Genomic DNA, 20,097 nt, shown 5'->3' with positions numbered 1-20,097 from the left:
TACAGCGAATTTATGAGCTTAACATCATGAAAAAAGACAAGCTAAAATGAATGAAAATGGAAAGAAAATCAGGTGGTCAATTTGCTCCGAATCTCGGTGGTCAATTTAAACCGAAATTCACTGGTCACTTTGCTCCGAAATCAGGTGGTCAATTTGACCGTTTTTTCCACTTAATGCACCACTCCAAAAGTTACCACCCTGAACAGAAGAAAAAACACCCTGGGTTATTGCATGAGCGCCGGCTCTTGCTATCATAGTTCCCGTTTTTCCTAATGCTTCCGCAATTTTTCCACCAACTCTAAAAACATCTCCAATACCATTTGCCATTCCTGCAGACATTACAGACATTATCACCGATTGGAACATGCTCCCAAAATTTACCGGTCTGTTTAGGTAATAATCGGTAGCAACGGAGGTAAGTATGGCTATTCCTACGGCTATTAAAACATCATCTATTCCGAAAAATTCTCCACTAGGGTCATTATATAATAAAGGATTATTAATAACATAAGCATATTTATTGTAAACCTGCGTGTTGTGTGGGTCCTGTATGTTTTCATCTGCATTTAAGAATCTTCTTAGCAAAGGGTCATACAATCTGCCATTCATGTGTATGATGCCGACCTCCGTATAATGCTCATGAGAGGTATAACCTCTGTCTAATAATGATAGATCATTGAACTGTTTAACGTCCTGGTCGATTCCGATTATTTTAAAGAGTGTTAAATTTCCCCAGGCATCGAAATGCCTTTGCTCTAAAACATTACCTGCTTCATCCGTTATTGCCAAAACGCTTCCCAAGTAATCTTTATGTAAAAATTTATAGGAAGCGGTGGCTTCTTGGTAATTTTTAAAATAAATGATATTGCTATCATAAGGTGATCCTCCAATATAGATAACATGTTTTTCTTTTCCTGTGGCATGATCTAATACGATTTCATAGCCTCCGTCTTCGCTATAAAATTTAGTGTATTTTCCATTATTTCCTTTACCAAAATTCCCTCCATAGGTAACCTTTTGTCGCATAGAATTTAATCCGTATTCAAAAGCAACGTCGCCATTTACTCCATCTATAAATACAGGGTCATTGTTTTCATTATAAGTGATTTTCTGGAGAAGGTCGCTTGCAATATTTTGTTGCCCAGCTGGGTTTAATGTGAAACCTGTGGGTTGATAAATTTTTGTTGCATTATCAAATTTGATAATTCCTAACTGATCGTTTTCTTTAATTCTTCCTTGTGAATCATATACATTATTCGAGACCTGTCCAGTCCTAGGATTCGTCCAGTTCAGCAATCTGTTATTTTCGTCATAATCGAAGGTTTCTAAAATATTCAGACTTCCACCTGTGGTTCTGCTATTCAGCTCATTTTTAATAGCATTGAAAGCATAGGATAATTGCAGAACCGTATTAGTATTGGCGGTATTTTTATGTAATACGTCAGTAAGGAAATTATTTGTATTATAAGTGTTTTCTATACTTGTTCCTCCAAATTTGGCTTTCAGAACACTTCCTTTGGCATTGGTTTCTGTTAATTCCCACAATGTTTTACCCGAAGCCTTATCTTTTAGCTGGTATATATCGCCATTCCAGCTTCCGTAAACATTTTCTATTACAGTTTTGGTGTAAATTCCGGAAGAATACAAACCCTTTTCATAAGAAACGACCCTTCCCGTGTCATCATAGGTTATTCCTTTTTTAAGAAAATATTTACCATTACTTTCCTCCCCGGAAGATAGAACCCTACCCTGACTGTCATAATTTACATAAGAACTATAGGAATTCCCATTACTTGTTCCATATTTCTTAGTTATTAAACCTTTTGTAGAATATTCAAAAATTACATTTTTATTGGTCGATACATTATCATTGGAATTTTCATTTTGCTGGTAAAGCTGTCCTTTAGAATTGTATTTATAATATTTATGTCCTTTGGGACTAATTACATGAGTTAACTGTCCATAACCATTATATTTATATTGGTAAGCGTGGGCTTCATCTTTAGAATTAGAAGGATCGTAAAAGAAGTTTTTTCTTCCCCAATGATCATAGCCTATCTTTACAATATTGGCTCCGTATTTAGATTCAATATTTTCACCTACTGCATTGTATTTGAAATTAATAGTTCCTCCTTTATCTGTAGTTGATGATATATTACCAATGGGATCATAAACCTGTGTTTTAAAGCGATTATTTGCATTAGTTTCAGTAGCTGTTGCAGTTCTCCCGTTATATACCGTTTCAATAATTTTTCCTGTAAACGATGTTACTTTTATCGGGCGGGAATAATCATCATATTCTGTTTTGCTCCATTGGGTTGCAGATGTGCCTTCAAAATAAGGTTCACTTTCTTTGAATTTTCTTCCTAAAACGTCATACAGAACTTCTTGAGAAACAAAAGTACCATCTGATATCCCTTTTACCGATGATTTGTAAATTTGCCCTAACTTATTGGTATATGTGATTTTTTGATCATTATTAGGGGAGTACTCAGTTACTTTACTATCGCCATTGCTTAATTTTTCGTAGGTATAGGATGTTGTACCTCCAAGATTAGTTTTGGAAGTTAGTAGTTTTCCCCAGTCATCATAGGTATTGGTAAGTGTATTATTAAACGAATCGGTTTGTGTAAAAATTTGTCCCCAGTTATTATAAGTAATATGGGTTTCAAGACCTAGGTTATCCGTTTTTTTAATAACAAATCTTCCCTTATCATCATATTGCAATTTGGTAGTGGCAGCTGCAACCGCATCATTATTACTCGGGTTTTCAATTTCTTTCTGAATAATGTTTCCAAAATCGTCATAAAGATATGTTTCGTCAATATATTCTGAATTATTCCTGTCGAAAGTCCGTTTTTTTGTTAATAAATTACCCGTGTAGGTGTATTCTTCTTTTGCTCCTTTTGTGTCACCATAAGCCTGTATTGTTTCTTTTTTCCATAATGGTTTTCCGACACTATAGTTTGTTCCTGTGGTTATCGCAGCATTGTATGCTACTTCCGCAGTAGTAATGGCAAATCCATCATTTATAACGGTTATAGATTTTGTAGGAAGATAAAGATTATCGTAATTTACAACAGTATGTACTGTTTTTATATCTTTCTGAAAATCTTTTGAGGTTGTAATATGAGGATTGATTGCTGTTACAATTTTTGATTTATCTACATCATTATAGCTCGTAACTACTGTTCCATTAAGTAATTTATCAATTTTATATTCATATTGTTTAAACGATAATAACTGTCCATTATTTAAAGAAATATCAGCTGGAAAAATACTATTTTCATCTGCTGTTTTAATAGACCAATCTTTAAAAGGTAATCCTTCATTGAGAGGATTTATTTCTGAACCACTCCAAATTTTGGTATTTTCATATCCTGAAGCATACCATGTTGACCGTGCAGTTTGGCGGAAACCTACCATGCCTCTGCCAAACAAATGACCTATGAAGTCTCTATAACGAAACTCTTGATTTCGTAATCCTTGAGTAAGTTTCGAAACCACTTCATAATGCACATTTTCTGTTACGTTCGCGAAAGGATATTGAACAGGATTTGTACCATAATAGGATGTATAAATATTCCCCGCAGAGGTTAATGCAGCATATTCAATATCTGTTTTTACTCCTCCCTGAGTAATGGATTTTATTTTTGAAATTTGATTGAGCTTGCTTCCTAGATCCCAGGTGATTAACTTTGTTTTATGAATAATCGCAAAATTAGTATTGAATTGCCTAATTCTAAAATCCCCAAAAAGAGGAATATAATGCTCTCCATACATTGAATAGTTAATATCTTCACCATCCCAGTCAAGTTCTTTAGGGGCTAAACTATATACATTTGAAAAGATTGGTTTTCCTGTAGCATCAACTCCCTCGTTTCTCAAATAATTAAAACCATAGCTGGAATCAGGGTTATTCCAGCATGTAGCACAATCTCGATACCAAACTTGTGACTCGAAAATTACAAAATCACTCTTACCATCTTTATTTAAGTCAGAAGTTGAATAAGTTCTTGCGATATTTCTGTTTTTTCTTGGTGGTCCTTGCCAAAACGGTTGATACAAGAAAAAATTAGAATAATATTCTTTTCTAAAACCGTTTCCTGTTGATATATACATTCGCCAATCGGAAGAATCATTTGCAATTGGTGCTAAAATATCTGTTTTTCCGTCGCCGTTGAAATCTCCAAAATAAAGAATTTCACCGAAGGACTCTTTCTGTGTTTGTGAAATAACTTCAAAACTCCCGATTTCATCAAGTTCCGAAAAAAAGATAGTATTATTACCTATTGATACTAATTCAGTTTTTCCATTACCATTTGTATCAGCAACACCTATAGGGTCAAAATATTGGTTAATTACTCTATATGAATTATCAGCCGTATTCACATATATCCCAATTTTTGAGTGTTGCTGATAATATGTAACTCCATGAAATCCATACTTATCAAAGCAGTTACAAACTGTTTCAGAATTGATTAACAAATATATTTCCGATAAACCATCTCCATTAAAATCCCCTTCTTGAACTATTTCCTTAAAACCCAGATATGACGGAGCACAAAAACCATCTTCATCATCGGGGACACATCCTCCATCAAAATAGTAGTCAGTTTCTGATAAATCGAAAGAAATTGAACTATATTTTTCTAAAATTTCATTAGCATTAAGATAATAAAAGTTCAAAGTGGCTGTCTCTGCCTTATAGGTTACAATACTTTGTCTATTTAATAAAGTATTATTTTGTTTAGTTGTTGTTATGGTGATAATGTGTCCTTCATAATCAACATTAATAAATTTATTATTTCCATTAAGCCGCGATAACATTAGTTTTTTATGATTTATAAAGTCTAGTTGTCCGTCTCCATCAAAATCTCCCGACTTTACATACATCCCATAAATGTCATCATATCTGCTATCTTGCCTGAATGTATTTGATGCTGTTACATCAATGATATTTTCAAAAACTACGGCATTGGCTTCTTGATTAATAGAATTTTTTTCTCTTATGTAATCTACAACATGATAATTTGAACCTTGTTTTTTATAAGCAATTTCATATTTTTTAAATAAGCTATCACTTGCATTAACTATAATTTCGGTAAGTATTCTTTGCTGGATAAATTGTATACCATTTACATAGCTACCTTCAAATAAATCCCTATCGGTGTAAGTAAGTTGTATATCATTAAAATGTGCTTTCGACAGCGTCTCGTTACCTCCCCACTGGATAGAGGAAATAACCGCCACATTGTTAGACTGGGTATAATTATAGGTGATATAGTTACCCTGCGCATCCCTCCATTTCACGATGTTGTATTCCATCGGGGTCCTCGCGTTGCCCGACCCGCCATTGACTCCGCCATACCACGCCTGCGAGCCGTCCTCGAAGGTCACCTCCCAATATTCCGGCCCTTTCCATTGCTGGCCCGCAATGGAGCCCACACTCCTGACTTTAACATTCGAGAACTTCTCCGTCACATACTCAGCTCCGTCCTTCCCGTATTCGCCAGACTTCAGGACCAGCCGCTGCCCGTTGAAGCTGTAGTAGTCCGAGTAGTCCAGCTGGATGCCTCGGACCTCGCCGTCCCTCTCGATATTCCGCCCCACCCTCGAAATGGCGGTAATCCCCGATATGTTCCAGCCGTATCCCGCGATGCCGTTACCCGAGCCGCTGGTATAGACCAGATTGATCTGCGGCCCCACGCTCCTCACACCGGGCGGCAGCGCGATGGGGAGTGTGAACTGCAGCTGTCCGCCGCCGTTCACCTCGATGTTTCCCTGGGTGTCGTGGAAGCTGGTTCCCTGCGGCGATGTGGTGCCGCTCGGGTTCCCAGACCCTGCCGTCGACGGTGTGGTCGGGCCGCCGCCTCCGTTCTCGGTGGCCGCACCGATCTTTGCCACAAACGGGTCGGATAAAGACGAGGTGGCGTGGAATCCCGGCGCAAGAACCACAACGTTGGGATCCTGCACCGTGCGGCTCGCGCCTTCCTGCTGGTTAAGGATAGTCTGGGAAAAGAGGGATCCCGAGATAAGGATATACAGAAGGGAATAGATCTTTGTCATTAGCTAAAAATAGAGTGTGAAAATTTTGCTCAAGTGATTTCTTTGCTTTCTGCCCATTGCTTGGGACTGTTGTCGCCTTGTCCCTACAGTTTGGTGATGTTCCTGGAAATCGTCCTTCCGTCCCTCAGCCGGAACGTAACGACGTAAACACCCATATAGTAGCCAGACATATCGATCCCGACCTCCCTATTGGTGCCGGGTAGGTTTTTCTGCTGGAACTTCCAGTGCACCGTGTTCTGCTCGTAGAGGCTCACCTCGGCGATCAGGTGATCCACCTTCTCCGTCCAGGCCACCGTGAGAACATCCCGCACCGGCACGGGGTAGATATGGATCTCTCCCGAAAACTCGTCCTCGGTCACGTTGGCCTTGCCAGCACCCTCATTCGTTTCGGGAGCGGGTTTGCTCCCACCGACGTTGCAGTTGGCACAGTAATACCCCCTGAAAACCTGGTTGCCGGCATCGTCATACTGGAAGATGATGGATCCCGTGGGCTGCGGCACCGCGGTGGTGCCGAACTGCGCATCCAGGCACAGCGAAAAAAACAGTAGCGGGATAAGTGGAAGGGATCTGTTCATGGCTTAGGCTTTTCTTTTTTGTTTACGCTTTGCTCCAGCTGCTCCAGCTTTTCCTGCTGCGCCTTGATTGTCTTTTCCTGCGCGATGATATAGAGGGTCAGTTCTTCGACCTTCTGCAGCAGACTGATCTGGAATTCGCCGATGTTCACGCCGTCCCGCTCCATCTCCTTCGCGGAGGCGATATTCGGCAGATGCTTCTTCTCCCTGATATGCCGCTCCACCTCCTCGAGCTTCGGCAGCGTGTAACCCTCATCGAAGACGAAGTCCGCCGTCGGGGTTGTGGTTACCTTTACTTCCTTGGCCTCGAATTTTCCAAGGAGCGCCATATTGCCATCATCGGACAGCTTGAGGCGCGGTGCAACGATGCTGCCGTCTGCCGAATAGCTCCAGAATTGCAGCGAATTGCCATATCCTCCAGTCATGTTATAGATCTTCCAATTACTGATCAGGGTACCAGTTTTTGATGGATTGACCAGGCTGACGCTCCCTCCCCCGGCGCTTGACATTGAACTAAGCAGACCGCCTCCGTCAGCCACCACCTCTCCATCTGCCGCAATCCCCGAAGCTGACACCGTAAGCCTCTGCCTTTTTTCTCCAGTATTGGAAACAAGGTTGAAGTTGACCTCGTTTTCCAGCAGCCTGATGTAGGACCCACCCCTTGAATTATTAATTCTGGTGAACGCCGTCTCGTTTAGATAATTGCTGATGTTGTTACCGATTCCCACCCCAGTATAGGTCACCGCTGGCTCGGACGCCCACAACACCAGATTGGCGGGCTGGTCGGACCCGTTTCCCGCAGAACTCAATAAAATCCTGCTGTTCTCATGGCCCCCAAAAACGGTAAGCTTTTCCTGCGGGGCCTCGGTCCCGATCCCGACATTGTTATTTCGCAACACTTGCAACGCAGTCGAGCCGTCTGTGGCAAGCCTTATGCCCCCATTCCATTTGATAAGCAGACCGTCGTTGCCAAGGACAGGGTAGTGCCCTATCGAATAATATTCGGGTGCGGAATTTCCGTACAGTTTATCGAAAGCTATATTTTGCGCTCGGAATAATGTGGTGAAAATTACGGATGCAAATAATAATGTTCTTTTCATTGTCTATTTTTTTGATGAGGAAAAATTAACATTTATTTATGATATAAACATGTTTTTCATAAAAAAAGACTAAAGCCTCCTATTTAGGGACATTCAGACGCCACGAAATTAATTTCGCATGCCCATGAGCAGGAAAATTCCCTCCCGAACAAACCTGACCCGACCCTTTTTTCGGCACGGGAAAAGAAATCCCCCCTATTTCAGAGCGGTGAAACTTCGGGCATCGGTGTCGGAGGTAGCCGTCCCGATAAGTAAATTGGGACGGTTTTTTTGATTTTCAATTGTTTTTAGATTTTTGGAGGTTTATTTTTGGGTTTTCTAATACTTTGGTACCAAGACAGGACCTCTATGCGATCCTTTTCTTGATATTGTGGGCTAAAGCGTGTAATCCGAACTCGATTTCAACTTTGGGAAGAGTCCTTAAGGTAAATCGTGTGAACTTTCGGTTGTGTTTTAATTGTGCAAACGTAGGTTCTACATCTGCGGTTCTCTTTTTTCGAAGCTTTTCACCCTCTTGGCTCAGAAGTTTTTCTCGTACTTTCTCCTTGTAGTATTCTAATTGAGGGTTTCGCTGTACGGTTCGATTCCCACTTCCCTTAAAACAACTTCCCCTTAGAGGGCAACCCTCACAGTGTTTGGCTTGATAATAGTGGTTTTCTTGCGCATATCCTGATTTTGTGCGTGTTCGCTTCACTCCTTTAAAATCCATTCGTTGTCCCATAGGGCAGACGTAGAAGTCTTTCTCTGGATTATAGTAAAGTTGATCCCGATCGAACACTTTAATTCCTTTGTTTCGACCCGCTAGCTTCTGCTCTCGATCAAAAGTGGGGAACTTTACGTAGCCTTCTATCCCTTTTGATTCCAAAAGCTCGTAATTCTCTTGGCTACCGTAGCCCGCATCAGCAATCAATTCTTCGGGTAAACTTCCATAGAGTTCCTGATGGGATTCTAAGTGGGGCTTTAGGGTATGCAGGTCATTGGCATCCTGATGGAGGGTGTAGTTGATAATAATCTGCTCCTCGGTACTGATCTGTGCATTGTAGCCTGGCTTAAGCTGACCGTTCTGCATATGATCATCTTTCATGCGCATAAAAGTAGCATCGGTATCGGTCTTACTGAAGGAGTTTCTCTCTTGAAGGATTTGCTCCTGCTCTTGATATTTCTTAAGATTCTCTGGAAAATTCTTTTCGATATACCTTCCCTTGGCCTTCTTCTTTGGTTCTACCTGAGAGGATTTGTTTTTTAAAATCTTGTTGATCTTCTTGGCTGTCTGCTCAATCTTCTTGGGATCTACCGCTTTAAAGTCGGGGGGCTCTGGATCTTTGTCTTCCTCATCAGCAATACTCTGTGCATAATCCCACATCTCCTCCAGCTGCTGCTGCATCTTCTCTTTACGCGTCTTGACGGCATTGCCCCAAACAAAAGTATAGCGACCTGCTACCGATTCAATCTTCGTTCCATCCGTATACACACGCTTTAAAGTAACCAAACCCTCCTCCGCCAGAAGCAAGACCACTTGCTTAAAAACATTCTTGAAGATACCCACTAAGCGCTCACTTCTAAAACGGGCGATCGTGTTATGATCGACCTGTGCACGACCCGAAAGCCACATGAAGTTGACGTTCTCCTTCAGCGCTTTTTCAATCTTGCGACTAGAGTAAATATTATCCATATAAGCATAGACCATTACTTTGAGGAGCATCTTGGGATGATACCCCGGTTTACCTTCCGCATGGTAGGTGCTAATTAGTTCACGCAAATCGATTTGTTCTAAAACCCGGTCCACGATTCTAACCGGATGATCTTTTGGAATAAGCTCGTCAATAGATGGTGGAAAAAGCCAGGCTTGATTCTGATTGTAGTCTTTAAAAGTAGGTCGCATCTTGTTGATTATCAACCATAAAGATAGTGAAAATAACCTAATTACACAAGAAAAAATTAGATAATTAAACGAAAAAAGCTGCCTCTGGTATTGAGACAGCCTCGCTTTGGGACTGGCCGGGCGGCTTAGCGGCCAAACCGCTCTATCGACTGGCAGGTTGGAGGGGCAGTCGCGGATGATTTCTTTGGCGGATTCTTCAGGGATGGCCGTGTAGCTGCAGAACTCCTGGCAGGCAGTACATGGGTTCGTTGAGATGATACATAAAAAAGCTTAATTAAAAATATTGTAGTGGCACCTTAGGTCCTCCATTTATTTTGAATAAAGCGCTCAGTTTGATCATTATTTCTGGTACAGCGGAACTATCCCGCAAAGTGTGTAAGTTGAAAAGTTATTCTGAAAAATTTGGGGCCCCTAAAAGCCCGGAAATTTTCGGAAACCTAACGAAGTGGTTCGGCGTAGCCAAATAACTTTTTGCTATTTTTAAACCTTTATACACTTATATTCACGAAGAAGAATTATTAAATGGTAAGGTACTTAGTTGCTTTTTTTGATAGCTTACATATAGGGTTCCTCCCTATATAATTTTTCATCTGCATAAAAAATCTTTCGGTACTACCGCCCTCCTACCGAAAAGGTTTCATTTTGTTTACCAACCTTTGTTCAGCAAAGAAAACTACACCGATGAAACCAAGAACTACCCGCATCTGCATCTATCCCAAAGACATCCAGCTCATCACCGGCAAAAGTGAACGCTACAGCCGCGACCTGATCCTGAAAATCAAGACCTCCCTCAACAAACCCGAACACCAGTTCCTCACCGTACAGGAATTCTGCACCTACATGGGGATCCCCTACGAGTCCGTTAGAGAAGTCATCCGCGACTGAAACACCCTCCAGGCTAACTCTCGCCAGGCTAAACCATCTGCCTTCAGGCAGACAGGCTAAACCACTCTCCGCCACCCAAAAATCCTCATCGCTGTGGAACCTTATTTAAACCCATTCCAAATTTTGGGAAAATTTAACAAAATTATCAACCACTTGAATTTCGACTCTTAAAAAATGTTAACTTGGTGCGGAATTAAAAACCACACCTCCCATGAAGAAGCTTTTGCTCTACGCGATGTCCGCAGCCCTCGGAACGCCCCTCTGCGCACAGGAATCAAAGACCGTCTGGCAGAAAGACCTCCAGTCCTCCACCCAGGACTTCCTCACCCAGGTATCCATCACCCCCGACGGCCAGTACCTGGTATCGGGGAGCTCCATCAACCCCCGGAGCTTCGCCGTGGGGGAAGGCGCGCAGAACAACGGCTACGACTACAGGCTCCTGAAACTCGACCAGCAAGGCAACAAGGTCTGGGAAAAATACTTCGCAGGAAACCGACACGACTACCTCGCCGCAACCGCCGCAACGCGGGAGGGCGGGTCCATAATTGCGGGTACCTCCTACTCCGGTCAATCCGGAGACAAGAAGGAAAAGTCCATTGGCGGATCGGATATTTGGCTGATCAAGATTAATGAGGCCGGGGATGAGGAATGGCAGAGAACCTTAGGAACCAAAAGGAACGAGGAGGCCAAATCGGTGGCGCAGACCGCCGACCTGGGCTATTTCGCAGTGGGAGATATTCATTCCTCCAAGGAAGGTTTCGGCGGAAAAGACGCCTTTGTGGCGCGACTAGATAAAACTGGGAAAGTGAAAGCACAGATCATTCTGGGAGGAACCGGACAGGAAGAAGTGGAAACAATGATTTCCACCAACGATGGGGGTGTTTTGCTGGGCATTTACTCAAGAGCGGGAAAATCGCTCACCAATTCGGCATCCTCTTCAGCCCCCGTTCCGGAAGGGGAAGCTCCCATGATCCGTATCGCGAAAAAGAGCGAAAATTTCGGAGAGGGGGACTACTGGGTGGTGAAGCTCGATAAAGACGGACTTCTTCAATGGGACAAAAGTTTCGGCGGAAAAGACGACGACAGGATCAGGACACTTTCACTGACCGATTCGGGCTACCTTATCGGAGGGGAAAGCCGCTCGCAGCCATCGGGAAACAAAAGAACCACGCTGGAAGAAGGAACCGACCTCTGGTTGATCGCAGTAGATGAAAGCGGAAACGAAGAATGGCAGAAATCGTACAGTTTCGGGAACAGAGACGTACTGATGAGCCAGAATGCGGTAAATGATATAAAAGGACATCACACGAAAGGGTTCTTGATCGGCGGCTACACCCAAAGTGAAGGGCGTGTCGAAAAAAATGACGAAACCTTCTGGATGCTCTACCTGGACAGGGGCGGAAGGGAGGTCTGGCGGAAGTATGTGGAAGGGAAGTCCAAAATGAAAGAGGAGCGGCTGGTCAGCGCAAAGCTCGGACGGGACGGCTCGTTCATTTTGGGGGGGACAAGCACAGAAGAGTTGGGACAGGAGAACTGGAAAATTGTAAAGCTCGGAGACAAGGATTTAGATGACTTGATTGAAAGGAACGAATTATTGATCTACCCGAATCCCGTGGAGGATTACTGCTACGTGGAGATCGGTTTTGAATTTGCCGGAGAAGCGGAGATCGCCCTGAACGACATGGGCGGAAGGCGCCTTCAAACCCTGAAGAGCAAAAATGGAATAACCAAAATCAACACCGCAGGTTTACCGCAGGGGGTGTACATCGTCAGCGCTACCACCGAAAAAAAATCTGTGAACAGTAAAATTATTAAAAAATAAAGTGATGAGAAGAAAAACAAAAATGGTAATCATATTTTTGTCCTTTTTTTTCCAAACCCTTGGGCAGGCTCAAGTTAACAGCTACTTCAATAGCACCCCACCAAGCCCTAATTCCGCGGCATTTGAAAAATACGGGATGGTACCCGTAAACCTAAGCTCAGGAGTGATAACCCCCTCCGTTCCTTTATTTACAATCCCCATGGGTTCAAATAGCTTTGAGGTGAAGATATATTACTCATCGCAGGGATTGCGGGTAGATGAGATGCCCACTAGCTTAGGCATGGGTTGGAGTTTGAACTTAGGGTCCATTACAAGGACCATAAGGGATTTTCCGGATGAGGATAATTCAGCTCGAATGTACAACATTAATCTACCAATTATGGGCAGTGACAACTTTCACATTGGCAACACCCTAAATGGTGATCGAGTTGATTCCGAGAGGGATCTATTTACTTTAAATGTGGATGGATATCAAACTAAATTTATGCTTGATGAAAATTTGGAGGTCACTAAATTGACCGTCGATGATTTGAAAATTGAAATAATAAATCCACTAAGAGACTCATTAGTTAGCTCGCATAAATTAAGAGTAATTACACCGAATGGAACAAAGTATTTTTTTGGAGGGAATGGAGGTGTTGAAACCAGCAACTCCAGGCCTAATCAGATAGGCGGTTTTCCTTCAAGGGTAAGGCATATTAACGCTTGGTTCCTGTCGCAAGTCATTTATCCTGATGGAAGAAGGTTTAGAATCTTTTATCAGAGGAACAGAATTTGGTACACTGATGGTTATAGCCAAACCGCTGAAATAGGATACAGAGCCATATCCGGTACAGAAACCGGAACACCCATGGTTTATCCCGCCGAATCCCGCAATTTTAATACGATAGCATATGTCGCAACCCCTTTGCGTATAGCGGGAGATGATTTTGAAATAAATTTCCAAATCGGTGAATTTGAAAATATTATCGAAAGCGAGGATTTCCCCAAACTTCAATCCGTTACCGTAAAGAGTGCGGTTACCGTACAGAATATTGCATTTGCTTATGATGAGTATCCATCTAATAACATAGGCGCGCATTCGCATTCTGTGCCCATCTCACGTCCCTTTTTAAAATCAATTACTTTTCATGATGATTCTCCGGAAAACTCATCCTCGTATTCATTTGAATACTATAATCCGGATAAGCTTCCTAACAGGTTCTCCTTTGCGCAAGATATATTAGGATATTACAACGGGAAAAACAACACCAAATTTATCTATAATTCATTGTTAGATTACAACAATTTGCCCGAATATCCGTCGGTAAGCCCGACAGAAACTGACTTTATTAATTTAACCCATAAAGTTACCGGTGACAGAAAACCCAATAAGGCATTTGCCAAAAACGGCACTTTAAGTAAAATAATATACCCGACTAAAGGTTATACAGAATTTACCTATGAAGGAAATCTTACTACCAACAAAGAAAAAATCTATCCTCCTTATACAGAAGGTGTTATTGAACGTGAAGCCACTAGTTCGGGAGGTGCAGTTTCAGTTAAACGAACTATATCAGTTCCTTTTGACCAAAAACTTTATATACATACAGCAATATATACAAAAGGGGATTTTACTTGTGGAGAAACAATTGAAGGTACATCACTCCTTTTTTCAATAAGAAATCTCAGCAATGGCAGTCAAGTTTCATTTAATCATATTACAGATTTAGGTTTAACAGTACAAAAAGATGTTCTCTATTTTCCATTGGGAGATTCTGACTTCTTCATTGAAGATGCTCAAGAAAGAATATATGCATATCTTGAGGCAGGTAAACAATATGAAATTGAAATGTTTACAAAACGATGTGCAAATAGCAAAGTGAGTTTTTTATATTATAGTACTCCGCCTGTTGATGGAGATTATGTAGAAGCAGGGGGATTACGAATAGACACAATAAAGAGCTTTGACCATACCGACAGCTTAGTATCAACAAAAAAATATGAATATGAAGATGGTGATTTTACAATTGTCAATTCGGATAATGATGTAGTTAAGCCCATTTCTACTTTCAATCAGAAAATCAACATGATTGGCCTGTTGGATTTCAATAACAATGTGGTTAACGCATACAGTACAGTTTCCTATTTTTTAAGTTCAAGCCCACGCTGGTCATTAAGAAATAATTTCGGAGAATTCTACACCTATTTTAAAGTGATTGAAAAAGAGCTGTCCGAATCAGGAACAGAAAAGGGATCTATAGCCCATTATTTTGAAAAAAATCAGTCTAAACTTCCAGTCAGTATTCAGTTTATTCCCACATCATTTTCAAATACTTCGAATTACCATTACAAGACCAATGAGAAAAAGACAGAATTTTACGATTCAAATGGAATCATTCAAAAGAGAATCACCTACCAGCACAAAAAAGATTCGGTACGATTTAATACCCAATATAGCAGCTATACCGCTAACAGAACTCTTGATCTTAAATGCGCGGATATAGAGAACATCTATGATATACGCCCTTGTCCACTCACGTTTTTCGGTTTTCACGATACAGATCCAGCTAACTGGTCAATCATGAAATCTTACGACCAACCGGAATGGGAGTATCTGTCAAAAATTGAAACCACCGACTACGTAGGTGGGGTCCCCTTAAGTACGGTGACAGAGTATTTCTACAACAATCCATTGCACTACCAACCCACAAGCCAGAAGACCACCTTCCCCAACAGCAGTGTCCTGGAAAACCACTACCAGTATGCCCATGAGAAAGGGAATCAATATTTGCAGGAAAAGAATATGATAGGCATTCCATTGGAAACAGAAACCACCAAAACAGCCAATGGAGCCACCAAGACCATTTCCAAAACAGAAACGGTTTATCCTACCAATGACATAGAGGCAAATTTAAAAAGTACGGGCCTACCTTTACCCTATTCTATTTTACAAAAGGATTTAAAAGACGGAACCATGATTCCGAAAGTTGAATATAAATATGATATCAGCGGAAACATTATTCAATACACCTTAAATCCAGACGAAAACGGAGATGGAACTTCCGTTGCGATTATTTGGGGTTACAAAAGAACCCAACCTATCGCTAAAATCGAAGGAGCAACAATGCCCAATCAGATTTTGGCTAAAATTACGGATATTCCCCAGAATTTAATCGACTCCATTGTTTCAGCATCAGATGATGACGCTGATTACGGAACGGAGGCTTCGGAGAATGCGCTTTTAGCGGCATTGGACGATTTCCGCACCGATGCGCAGCTGTCGGGTTTTCAGATCACCACATATACCTACGACCCCCTGATAGGTGTACGCAGCATCACCCCTCCGTCGGGAATCAGGGAGTATTATAACTATGATGCCGCAAACCGTCTGAAAGAGGTAAAAGACATCAACGGGAATATGCTGAAAGAATACCAGTACCACTACAAACCATAAAGGCCAAAGAGATGAGAAAGCATATTTTATTTATACTTGTATTTATTTCCGCGGTTTGGGGTAAGGCGCAGCTCACGAGTACGGAAAACTATGTTTCCGCCACGACCTGCCTTGATGCCGACTGCGTAAAAAAGGCCTGGTCCGTACAGTATTTTGACGGATTGGGAAGGGTTAAACAGGTGGTGAACGTGAAGGCATCCCCCGGCCAGAAAGACGTCGTGACCCACATCGAGTACGACGAATACGGCAGGCAGGTCCGAGACTACCTCCCGGTACCGCAGTCCGCCAGCACAGGCGGGGCGATCTATTCCGACCCGCTGTCCAACCTGGCAGCCACACCCTATGGAAACGAGAGAATCTACTCCGAAAAAATACTCGAGAACTCTCCATTGGACAGAATCCAGCAGCAGATACAGCCGGGAAACGATTGGCAAAACCGCCGAGTGAAATTTGACTACCTGGCCAATACCGGCGCAGATGTCCTAAAATTTACCACCACGACAGGAATACAAAACAACGCGTTCTATATAAGCGAACTCAAAGTATCGGGACATTATCCTGCGGGACAGCTCTATAAGAATAAACTAACGGATGAAGACGGCAGTGTCTCCTATGAATTTAAAAACGGGGAGGGGCAAACCTTGTTGGTCAGAAAAGTATTGGGGAACGGAAGCAATAACCAAACTGGAAACATCGCTCCGGGACCGGGCACCCTGTATGCGGACACCTATTACATCTATGACCAATACAACCACTTGGTTTATGTGATTCCGCCATCGGCATCCAGTGAGTTTAACAGCACACCCAATCAAACAATTGCCAGTCCGGATGCAGACGATACCCTGAACAACCTCTGCTACCAGTACAGGTATGACGGCAGAAGCCGTTTGGTAGAAAAGAAGCTGCCCGGAAAAGGCTGGGAACACATGGTCTATGACAGAGCCGACCGCCTGGTCCTAACGCAGGATGCCAACCTAAGGCTGGCCGAAAAGTGGCTCTTCACCAAATACGACAAGTTCGGAAGGGTGGTCTATACGGGTATCACTTCGGGAGATGACCGTGCAACGATGCAGGAAGAAATCAGCGACCAGGTGGTCGTCGAGCATAGGGGCAGAGGCTTCACGCAAAATGGATTGACCATCCTATACTCCAAGGACCACTATCCCGGCTTGGAAACCGTGCTCTCCGTGAAATATTATGACAGCTACCCTTCGGGGACCCCCTATCCCGCACAGAACGAAATATTTGGCGAACCGGTCCTCACCGAGAGCTATGACAGCCTGAGCCGCTCAGCGAAATCCCTTCCCCTGGCATCATTCGTCAAGAATATCGGCGAAGACAAATGGACTAAAACCTATACCTTTTACGACACCAGGGCAAGACCGGTCGGCACGCACAGCCAGAACCATTTCGGGGGGAGCACGGTGGTTTATTCGGAGTTGGATTTTTCGGGAGTTCCCGTAAAGGCAGAAACATGGCACAAGCGCATCAATACGGAAATCCCCGTTCATATTGTTGAGGACTTTGAATACGACCACGCAAACCGCCTGGAGAAACACTACCACGAAGTGGTCGGAAAAACGCCACAAATACTACTCACCGAAAGCACCTATAACGAAATCGGACAGCTTGCCGCCAAAAAAGTAGGCGGCAATATAGAAGAGGTCAAATACAGTTACAACATCAGAGGCTGGATGACGGGAATCAATCTGAGCAACACATCGGAAATAGACAACAGCAGATTGTTTTCTTACAAGATAAGATACAACACCCCGCTCAATACTGCCTTAAAAAAATACAACGGCAATATTGCCGAGGTAGATTGGGCGTATCAAAGCGAAAGCACGCAACGCTACGAATATTCCTACGATGAGCTCGGCCGCCTGACGAAGGCCAACTACAAAACCATATGGCAAACCACCACCACAGACTCCAAGCTCTACAACGAGCAGCTGACGTATGACCTGAACGGAAACATTCTCACACTGAAACGCAACGCAAGACCATTTTTGGGGGGACAGCCTGCAGTTCTGGCGGACGACCTCGCCTATGAATATGAAGGAAACCGGGTCACCAACATTACCGATGCTTCGGGAAACAGCAGCGGCTATCCGGGAGGGGGCGGCTCTATCACCTATGACGACAACGGAAACATGATCGCCATGCCCGATAAGGGAATCAGCAATATCGCCTACAACCATCTCAACCTGCCGCAGCAGGTCGACCAGAATACCCATGTGACGAAATACCTGTACAGGGCAGACGGGGTGAAGCTGCACAAGAAATTTACCCTAAGGGCGCAGGTTATAGATACCGATTATTTAGACGGCTTTGTTTACACCATACCTTACACAGACGAAATAGATGCCGTCTTGCGGGAGAATCCCGATGCGGCGCTCGCAGGGCAGGCAGACGCCCTTGAGCTGGCGCAGCGGGTGATCGGCGGGGGCGGCACACCTCCCGCCCAGCCAACGGCAACCCCGAGCTTTTTCCCCACGGCGGAAGGTTTTTACGATTACGAAAATTATAGGTACATTTACCAGTACAAAGACCATCTCGGGAATGTGAGACTGAGTTACGTCTCTAATGAGGGCAGCGCAGAAGCTCTTAGCAGTAACGATTATTATCCTTTCGGGTTAAACTTCATAAACCTTTCACCGAGATTTGGCGGTAGTGTTTACAATCCGGTGGTGACGTATGAAGCGTACAAGTACAACGGTAAGGAGCTTCAAGAGACAGGAATGTATGACTACGGAGCGAGATTTTATATGCCGGATATTGGAAGATGGGGTGTGATAGACCCATTAACAGAGAAATATAGAAGATGGTCTCCTTATAATTACGCTGTAAATAATCCGATTAGATTTATTGACCCTGACGGAAGATTCATAATTGACCCTAAAGCTACAAAAGAACAACGTGCAATTATTCAAAGAGCAATTAATTTTGCCAAATCATTAATTCAGGATAAGAAAATCCTTAATAGTATGATGAAATGGGGACAAATGAGTCGACGTAGTATTTTAAATGATTTAACAGACGGAAAGGGCCCTGTCTTATATCTTAAAGATTTAAGTAATATTCCAGCATTTGCAAGCTATAAAGGAAATAACAAAGGTTCAGGCGAATTTAATTTGAATTCAGGAACAATAGATAATGCGAATAATCTTTCGGGAGAAGATCAGTCTAATTTAATTTTTTTGATTGCTGTTTCGATTCTGCACGAGGATGTTCATAGAGGAGATGATGTTGATGGAGTTGATAATCCTGAAGAGGAAGGAGAAAAGTTTGAAGAAGAAGCATTTGGAGAAAGCGTCCAAAATTATAATTCAGGAGATAATAGAACAGAATTTAACAAGCGTTTTCAAAAAATATTGTCTGCTAAATTTTTTAAGCAGAATATGGAAATGATAAAAGCAATGAATAAGCTTGAAGAAAAGAAAGCCAAAGATAACGTCGATGCTAAAAAGAAATTAGATGAAAGTATTAAAAAATTGAAAAAATGAGATTTTATATTTTGATTTTTCTGTTATTGTTGAGTTGTTTTAACAAAACAGATTCTACCAAAGAAGACATATCAAGCCTTATTGAAATTTCCTTAAATGCTTGCAATGATGCTAAACAATATTTTCACTTTGAAATAAAGGAGCGTCGAAATGTTAGTATTGTTTTTAAGAGAATAAAAAACCCTCTAATACGACAAATCAAATGCTCTGATGTTTTAGTAAATGAGAATTCAAATGAAAAAGGCAATTTAATAGAGGTTTTAGATTATAAAAGAAGTGCTAATAATTTTTTTTTAATGTATAAAATTGTTAACGAAGGTGCTGTCGTTGAAGTTAATTTAAATTTTAAAAATGGAAAATGGCAATTGTTAAATTGTAGTATTGTAGAAGTTTAGCCCCATGCTGGCGCGAGCGTCTCACTCGTGCCTGTAGATAAATAGCAAACCTACGAGCCACTAATATCAATAAACAATTTAGAGTAGAACGACACGCATTACATGATACTAGAAGAAAGTTAATAAGAACACATGTTGGGTGGTAAGAAACACCAGTTTTTTCAGAAATGCAAAAGAAATAAGAAAATATGTAAATATTTTTATAGATAATAATGGCTTATTTCTTTTTATTGATTTGGATGAAGACTCGATGAGCCTGGGGGTACATGGCTGCTTTTTTCAGACAGATTAAAATTAGAGTATTAACTTTAACGTCAAGAAAAAGCAATGAAAAAATCAAGATTTACGGAAGCACAGATTTTAAAGGTGCTCCAGAGCCAGCAGGAAGGCAAGAAAGTAGCGGAGATATGCCGCGAGTACGGTATCTCGG

General features: G+C 42.1%; 10 protein-coding genes. 6 read left to right on the top strand and 4 right to left on the bottom strand.

Annotated elements, in window-relative coordinates; genetic code table 11:
* Window positions 1-117 precede the first annotated feature (117 nt).
* The 4 genes from ACM44_RS15805 to ACM44_RS13665 form a co-directional block, all read right to left on the bottom strand.
* Complete coding sequence (locus ACM44_RS15805; protein ID WP_048500618.1) at window positions 118-6,069, bottom strand: FG-GAP-like repeat-containing protein; 5,952 nt, start codon at window positions 6,067-6,069, stop codon at window positions 118-120.
* Between the two features lie 83 nt (window positions 6,070-6,152).
* The gene (locus ACM44_RS13675; protein ID WP_241477195.1) at window positions 6,153-6,644 is read right to left on the bottom strand and encodes a hypothetical protein; all 492 of its coding nucleotides are present in this window, start codon (window positions 6,642-6,644) and stop codon (window positions 6,153-6,155) included.
* The gene (locus tag ACM44_RS14895; RefSeq protein ID WP_053215479.1) at window positions 6,641-7,741 is read right to left on the bottom strand and encodes a hypothetical protein; all 1,101 of its coding nucleotides are present in this window, start codon (window positions 7,739-7,741) and stop codon (window positions 6,641-6,643) included. The genes ACM44_RS13675 and ACM44_RS14895 overlap by 4 nt, the downstream gene beginning before the upstream one ends.
* 346 nt (window positions 7,742-8,087) lie before the next feature.
* On the bottom strand, window positions 8,088-9,632 hold the full coding sequence (locus ACM44_RS13665) for an IS1182 family transposase (protein WP_407637858.1): 1,545 nt from the start codon (window positions 9,630-9,632) through the stop codon (window positions 8,088-8,090).
* 633 nt (window positions 9,633-10,265) lie between these two features.
* On the opposite strand from ACM44_RS13665, the gene ACM44_RS15075 reads away from it, so the two are divergent.
* From ACM44_RS15075 to ACM44_RS15070, 6 genes are all read left to right on the top strand, one after another.
* Window positions 10,266-10,508: a hypothetical protein gene (locus ACM44_RS15075; protein ID WP_316932558.1), complete on the top strand. Its 243-nt coding sequence runs from the start codon at window positions 10,266-10,268 to the stop codon at window positions 10,506-10,508.
* 235 nt (window positions 10,509-10,743) lie between these two features.
* The gene (locus ACM44_RS13655; RefSeq protein WP_241477194.1) at window positions 10,744-12,330 is read left to right on the top strand and encodes a T9SS type A sorting domain-containing protein; all 1,587 of its coding nucleotides are present in this window, start codon (window positions 10,744-10,746) and stop codon (window positions 12,328-12,330) included.
* Window positions 12,331-12,334: 4 nt separating this feature from the next.
* On the top strand, window positions 12,335-15,766 hold the full coding sequence (locus ACM44_RS13650; RefSeq protein WP_152669381.1) for a hypothetical protein: 3,432 nt from the start codon (window positions 12,335-12,337) through the stop codon (window positions 15,764-15,766).
* 11 nt (window positions 15,767-15,777) lie between these two features.
* Window positions 15,778-19,272 (top strand): DUF6443 domain-containing protein, encoded by a 3,495-nt coding sequence (locus tag ACM44_RS13645; protein WP_048500613.1) that lies wholly within the window; start codon window positions 15,778-15,780, stop codon window positions 19,270-19,272.
* On the top strand, window positions 19,269-19,667 hold the full coding sequence (locus tag ACM44_RS13640; RefSeq protein WP_048500612.1) for a hypothetical protein: 399 nt from the start codon (window positions 19,269-19,271) through the stop codon (window positions 19,665-19,667). The genes ACM44_RS13645 and ACM44_RS13640 overlap by 4 nt, the downstream gene beginning before the upstream one ends.
* 327 nt (window positions 19,668-19,994) lie before the next feature.
* Window positions 19,995-20,097 (top strand): transposase (locus ACM44_RS15070; RefSeq protein ID WP_152669295.1); only part of this gene is annotated, 103 nt, incomplete at its 3' end.

Origin of the sequence: Chryseobacterium koreense CCUG 49689 (assembly GCF_001045435.1) — a bacterium.
GTDB classification, from domain to species: Bacteria; Bacteroidota; Bacteroidia; order Flavobacteriales; family Weeksellaceae; genus Kaistella; species Kaistella koreensis.
This window is presented reverse-complemented; position numbering and strand designations above follow the sequence as displayed.

Excerpts from the sequence above, each read along its gene's own strand:
- ACM44_RS13645 (WP_048500613.1), top strand. The coding sequence starts at position 15,778 with ATGAGAAAGCATATTTTATTTATACTTGTATTTATTTCCGCGGTTTGG.
- ACM44_RS15805 (WP_048500618.1), bottom strand. The coding sequence starts at position 6,069 with ATGACAAAGATCTATTCCCTTCTGTATATCCTTATCTCGGGATCCCTC.
- ACM44_RS14895 (WP_053215479.1), bottom strand. The coding sequence starts at position 7,741 with ATGAAAAGAACATTATTATTTGCATCCGTAATTTTCACCACATTATTC.
- ACM44_RS13640 (WP_048500612.1), top strand. The coding sequence starts at position 19,269 with ATGAGATTTTATATTTTGATTTTTCTGTTATTGTTGAGTTGTTTTAAC.
- ACM44_RS13650 (WP_152669381.1), top strand. The coding sequence starts at position 12,335 with ATGAGAAGAAAAACAAAAATGGTAATCATATTTTTGTCCTTTTTTTTC.
- ACM44_RS13675 (WP_241477195.1), bottom strand. The coding sequence starts at position 6,644 with ATGAACAGATCCCTTCCACTTATCCCGCTACTGTTTTTTTCGCTGTGC.
- ACM44_RS13655 (WP_241477194.1), top strand. The coding sequence starts at position 10,744 with ATGTCCGCAGCCCTCGGAACGCCCCTCTGCGCACAGGAATCAAAGACC.